Annotated in this window: 6 protein-coding genes; 5 read left to right on the plus strand and 1 reads right to left on the minus strand. The window is 37.0% G+C overall.

Annotated elements, in window-relative coordinates; translation table 11 throughout:
- The 3 genes from V7659_RS14400 to V7659_RS14410 all read left to right on the plus strand — a co-directional run.
- Positions 1–668 (plus strand): ABC transporter ATP-binding protein (locus tag V7659_RS14400; protein ID WP_335540589.1); only part of this gene is annotated, 668 nt, incomplete at its 5' end.
- Positions 669–791: 123 nt separating this feature from the next.
- Positions 792–1,475 (plus strand): M50 family metallopeptidase, encoded by a 684-nt coding sequence (locus V7659_RS14405; protein WP_335540590.1) that lies wholly within the window; start codon positions 792–794, stop codon positions 1,473–1,475.
- A 98-nt stretch (positions 1,476–1,573) separates the two neighbouring features.
- On the plus strand, positions 1,574–2,059 hold the full coding sequence (locus tag V7659_RS14410) for a nitroreductase family protein (protein WP_335540591.1): 486 nt from the start codon (positions 1,574–1,576) through the stop codon (positions 2,057–2,059).
- A gap of 49 nt (positions 2,060–2,108) precedes the next feature.
- On the opposite strand, the gene V7659_RS14415 is transcribed toward V7659_RS14410, so the two are convergent.
- A complete protein-coding gene (locus V7659_RS14415) occupies positions 2,109–3,080 on the minus strand; it encodes an NAD(P)H-dependent flavin oxidoreductase (RefSeq protein ID WP_335540592.1) in 972 nt (323 codons plus the stop codon).
- A gap of 206 nt (positions 3,081–3,286) precedes the next feature.
- Between V7659_RS14415 and V7659_RS14420 the strand changes: the two genes are divergently transcribed.
- Together V7659_RS14420 and V7659_RS14425 are read left to right on the plus strand one after the other, a co-directional pair.
- Complete coding sequence (locus V7659_RS14420; RefSeq protein ID WP_335540593.1) at positions 3,287–4,534, plus strand: DHH family phosphoesterase; 1,248 nt, start codon at positions 3,287–3,289, stop codon at positions 4,532–4,534.
- Positions 4,535–4,826: 292 nt separating this feature from the next.
- Positions 4,827–5,006 (plus strand): acyltransferase family protein (locus V7659_RS14425; RefSeq protein ID WP_335540594.1); only part of this gene is annotated, 180 nt, incomplete at its 3' end.

Below are 5,006 nucleotides of genomic sequence, written 5' to 3' on the forward strand. Positions count from 1 at the left end.
AAAAAGTTGAAAAATCATTTAAAGATGGCGATAAAGAAAATCATATCGTGAAAAACTTATCCTTCCGCTTAAAAACGGGCGAAGTGGTTGCAATTATTGGTCCTTCAGGGTCGGGAAAGTCCACGTTTTTATCGATTGCAGGTGCCTTGCAGTCTCCTGATAAAGGAAAAGTCATTGTAAATGGCACCGACATTGCAACCTTTAGCGAAATTGATAAAGCGAACATTAGATTAAATCACCTAGGTTATATTTTCCAAACTTCGAACTTAGTCCCTTATTTAAAGGTAGAAGAGCAATTGAGTCTTGTTTTAAAAATGGCGAATCAGTGGACCAAGGAAAATAAAAGAAAGATTAACGAGATGTTAGTTGCAGTTGGGATGGAGCAACGATCAAAATTTTATCCACATCAGTTATCGGGTGGAGAAAAGCAACGAGTCGCCATTGCTAGAGCATTTATTAATGATCCTGAAATCATCTTAGCTGATGAACCAACAGCCAGTTTAGATTCGAATCGAAGCATGGCCATTATTGAGCTAATCTCAAAAATCGTTAAGGAGCAAAATAAATCTGCTATCATTGTTACTCACGATGAACAGATTCTCCCGCTATGTGATCGGATTTACGTAATGAAGGATGGACAACTTATTGAGCAAGGAAACAGAGATTAAATGAAAAGTGCTAGCAATCTAAATGATTGCTAGCTTTTTAGATTTAAAGTTGAATTATGCAAAAGAAAGAACAAAAGATGTTAAAATGGAGATATTACTAAATACCAAAGAGGAGAATTTATTATGAGCTTTGTTCGAGACAAATTCAGTGCGAAGTTTTTCCTTTTCCTCGTGTTTGCTTTTCTGCTGATTCATGTGCCGTTCCTAGGAAACTATGTGAAAATCATCAATACGCTTATCCATGAATCGGGTCATGCTTTAATCGCTCTTTTTGGAGGGAATGTCGAAAAAATATCGTTATTCATGAATTCCGAAGGGGCCACATATAGTAATCAGTCAACATGGATTGGCAGCTTCTTAACTAGTCTAGGAGGATACACCTTTGCGTCATTTATGGCGTTTCTGTCCTTTTTATTAATTGGTAAGAAAAAGCAGAATTTGTTAATTGACATATTGTTAGGTTTTATTGGCTTGAATCTTATTTTTTGGGTACGGAATCCTTATGGTTTGTTTTGGCTTTGCTCATTTGCGTTTGCTTTTCTTTACTTACTCATTAAAGGGAGTCAAAACTTTAGGGATAACTTATTACTGTTAATTGCTTCGATTCTATTAGTTGATTCCGTTCAAAGTGCTTATGAAATCTTGTATATCAGCGTATTACAGCCACAGTCTGCTGGGGATGCCGCAAATCTTGCTCGGCTTACAGGGATCATTCCGGCGCCAATCTGGGGGATTTTCTTCTTTATTCAGGCACTATGGTTTTGTTATAACGGATTAAAAAGAGGTTATTATAAACTTGGAGGATAAGCTATAGGGGAATTTTTTATCACTTTTAATAAAAAGTTGAGTATTGCTGCATAGGATAGTACAGTGAGCAGCTAATATAGGAGGAGGCGTTTTTTAAAATGAATACGATTGATGCGATAAAAACGCGCAGAAACATAAAAAAATTCAAATCCATGGAGATTGACCAAAATTTAATCCTTGCATGGTTAGAGGCTGCCACAATGGCACCGAATCACCGAATGACAGAACCATGGGAAATTTATTTTATTGGACCGGAAACGAGAGAGAAGCTAAACCATAAAACGAATTTTGGAAATGCACCGGTTGTGTTAATGGTTTTATCAAAGCAAGGTGCGACCACTGTTGAGACAGAGGAAAACGCAATGGCAACTTCCTGTTTTATCCAAAATTTTAATTTAGCTGCATGGGCAGAGGGTGTCGGGACCTTTTGGTCTTCCATTGGTATTACACCAAAAAACAGAGAGATCCTTCGTGTTCCGGATGGCTATGATATTATAGGCGTTTTGGGAGTGGGCTATCCAGAAGTAATTCCAGAGCCAAAACCACGAACACCAATTCAGAACAAAATAAGTTATTTACCATAACAGGAAGTGAAAGAGCCAACCGAACAAGTCGGTTGGCTCTTTTAAATAACTAGATTGCTTCATGGGATTCTAATGTAAGCTTGTCGATGATTTGTTGAACAGGGAGAATATCTTGAATTTCGCCCACTCGTGCACCTGCAAAAACAAGTCCATTTTCGACATCACCATTCATTGAAACCAATAGAGAATCCATTGTACAAAAGCGGTAGGAACAATTTTTTAAGCAATCAATGCATTTAGCGATTTTTAATTTGTCAGGTCCACTGATTAATTTTGCAAAATGATTATTAATCGCCCTGCCTTGAAGTCCTACAGTCGTTTTAACTAAGACCAAATCTTCTTTCGTTGCCTCAACATATTTTTGCTTAAATGCTAATGGTGCATCGCATTCCTCGCTTGCGACAAAGCGTGTCCCCATTTGGACACCAGAGGCACCCAGGGAAAGGGCTCTTGAAATATCTCTGCCAGTCAGAATTCCTCCTGCAGCAATTACCGGGATGGAAACCGCTTCAACCACTTCTGGCAGGATTTCGAACATCGGGCGATCGGTACCAAGGTGACCACCTGCTTCAAAGCCTTCAACGACAACCGCTGCAGCACCAAGTCTTTCGGAAATTCTTGCTAACTTAGCAGATGAGACAATTGAAATTACCGGAATACCTGCTTGTTTTCCCCATGCATACATATCTCTAGAAATTCCAGCACCCGAGATAATAAAATCAACTTTCTCTTCAAGAGCAGCTTTCATTTTTTCGGCAAAGTCATTCATCGCGAATAGAACATTAACACCAATATATCCGGCATCTTTAATCAGGCTTTTCGCTTTTCTTATATGTGCTCGTAATTCGTCCGTTGAAATCCCTGTTCCTGAGATAATCCCAATTCCGCCAGCATTTGCGACGGCTGATGCCAATTTACTAAGTGAAATACCTACACCCATACCACCTTGCATAATGGGAACCTTAGGCATCATATGACCTATTTTTAGTTGTGGAAAGTTCAATTTATAACCCCGTTTCATAATTTTAGTAGAAACTTCTCATGAATCATACCACTTCCATCTAGGCATGTCTGTGATTACTATCACCAGGTCATAATGGCAGGTTTTATCATTTACTAATATGTTAAAATAAACATAATGGTTAATTCATAAGAACTTACTGTATAAAAAATTTGATGAAACCAAACGATACGATATGAAGTTAAAAATGGATGGTGGTAATTGTCATGATAATTTTTACTGATATAGACCTTGATGGGCTTGGATGCGGGCTAATTGCGAAACTTGCTTTTGGAGAAAAAGCTAATGTATTTTACTGTTCTTACAGGAATTTAAATCAACGAGTTGAAGCCGTTATTAAAAACCCTGAGAATAATAATGTAGAGATCTATATTACCGACTTGGCGGTAAACGAACAGGTCGAAAAAAAACTCGAGGAGCGGTTTAAACAAGGCAAACCGGTTCAAATGATTGATCACCATGTGACGGCATTGCATTTTAATGAATATAAATGGGGAAGCGTTATTCCCGAGTATGATACGGGCAAGAAGACGTGTGCAACCTCATTATTCTATGATCACCTGATTACGAATGGAATCATGGAGAGAAATAAGGCTCTTGAGGAATTTATTGAGCTGGTACGCCAATACGATACATGGGAATGGGATGAAAACAATAACGTGACGGCGAAACGCCTAAATGATTTATTTTACATACGGAACAGAGAGCAGTTTGAAGAAGAAATGCTTAAAAGGTTAACGGAAAATACCGAATCGTTTATGTTATCTGAAACGGAGAATATGCTTCTAGATATTGAGGAGCAAAAGATTAACCGATATATTTATTCAAAAAGCCGACAAATTGTTCAAACCTTTGTTGATGAGTATTGTGTAGGCATTGTTCATGCAGAGCAATATTTATCGGAGTTAGGAAATGCGCTAAATAATTTATATCCGCATATGGACATGATTATTCTTTTGAATATGAGTGGAAAGAAAATGGGTTTTCGAACTATTCATGATGAAGTAAATGTAGCAAAATTTGCAAAGAGATACGGTGGGGGTGGACATCCAAAAGCATCTGGGTCTGAAATGACAAGTGAAGCGTTTAAGCAATTTGTAGTGGATGTGTTTGAAATTCTTCCACTTAAACCAGATGCAGATCGGAATGAATATAACGTGAAAACCTCTCATTCTGGGACCGCTTTTCAAAATCAAATGAGTGATATTTCATACATCATCCCTAGTGGTGATAGTGAATATTATATTGTGCACAATAAGAAGAAATTGGATCAAACCTTCGCTGAATTTGAGGATGCAGAGCGTTATCTCAAAAGAAATTATTCTTCTTGGCTTCAGTATGACCAAGATTATCTGTATCAGTTATCTGCCGCATTAAAGAAGCCAATTGATAAGATAAAGGAAAACCATGCAGAGATTATCAGTAATTACCTAGTCGATATTGTTAAGGAATAAAAGAGAGCTTGGGAACCCCCAAGCTCTCTTTATGTGATAAAAAGGAAATAACCAAAATTAAGGTTTCGTTAAGACGTGAATGGTAGTATAATCGTAGGTATTTGTTAGTGTTATTTCAATATCGTAATTATCATGAAACAGAAAGTAATTCTGCTAACATCTTCCTGTAATATTCAAACGGTATAATGGTTTTTAACACTAAATTTATATGGTTTGAATAATAGGAATTAGTGGGTAATAAATTAACGTTATTTTAAAATACCTTTTTGATTAAAAATAATGGGGTGATAGGATGGCTTCAACTTCAAAAAGGAGTAAGTATTTTGACAATGCAAAATTTATTTTGATTTTTCTGGTCGTCTTTGGGCACCTAATAAGTCCATTAAAAGAGGAAGACGGGATTCTATTTACTTTGTATACCATCATTTTTCTCTTTCACATGCCAGCATTTATCTTTATCTCTGGATACTTT

This window comes from Neobacillus drentensis, assembly GCF_036966985.1.
GTDB classification, from domain to species: domain Bacteria; phylum Bacillota; class Bacilli; order Bacillales; family Cytobacillaceae; genus Neobacillus; species Neobacillus drentensis_E.

Excerpts from the sequence above, each read along its gene's own strand:
- V7659_RS14405 (WP_335540590.1), top strand. The coding sequence starts at position 792 with ATGAGCTTTGTTCGAGACAAATTCAGTGCGAAGTTTTTCCTTTTCCTC.
- V7659_RS14420 (WP_335540593.1), top strand. The coding sequence starts at position 3,287 with ATGATAATTTTTACTGATATAGACCTTGATGGGCTTGGATGCGGGCTA.
- V7659_RS14415 (WP_335540592.1), bottom strand. The coding sequence starts at position 3,080 with ATGAAACGGGGTTATAAATTGAACTTTCCACAACTAAAAATAGGTCAT.
- V7659_RS14410 (WP_335540591.1), top strand. The coding sequence starts at position 1,574 with ATGAATACGATTGATGCGATAAAAACGCGCAGAAACATAAAAAAATTC.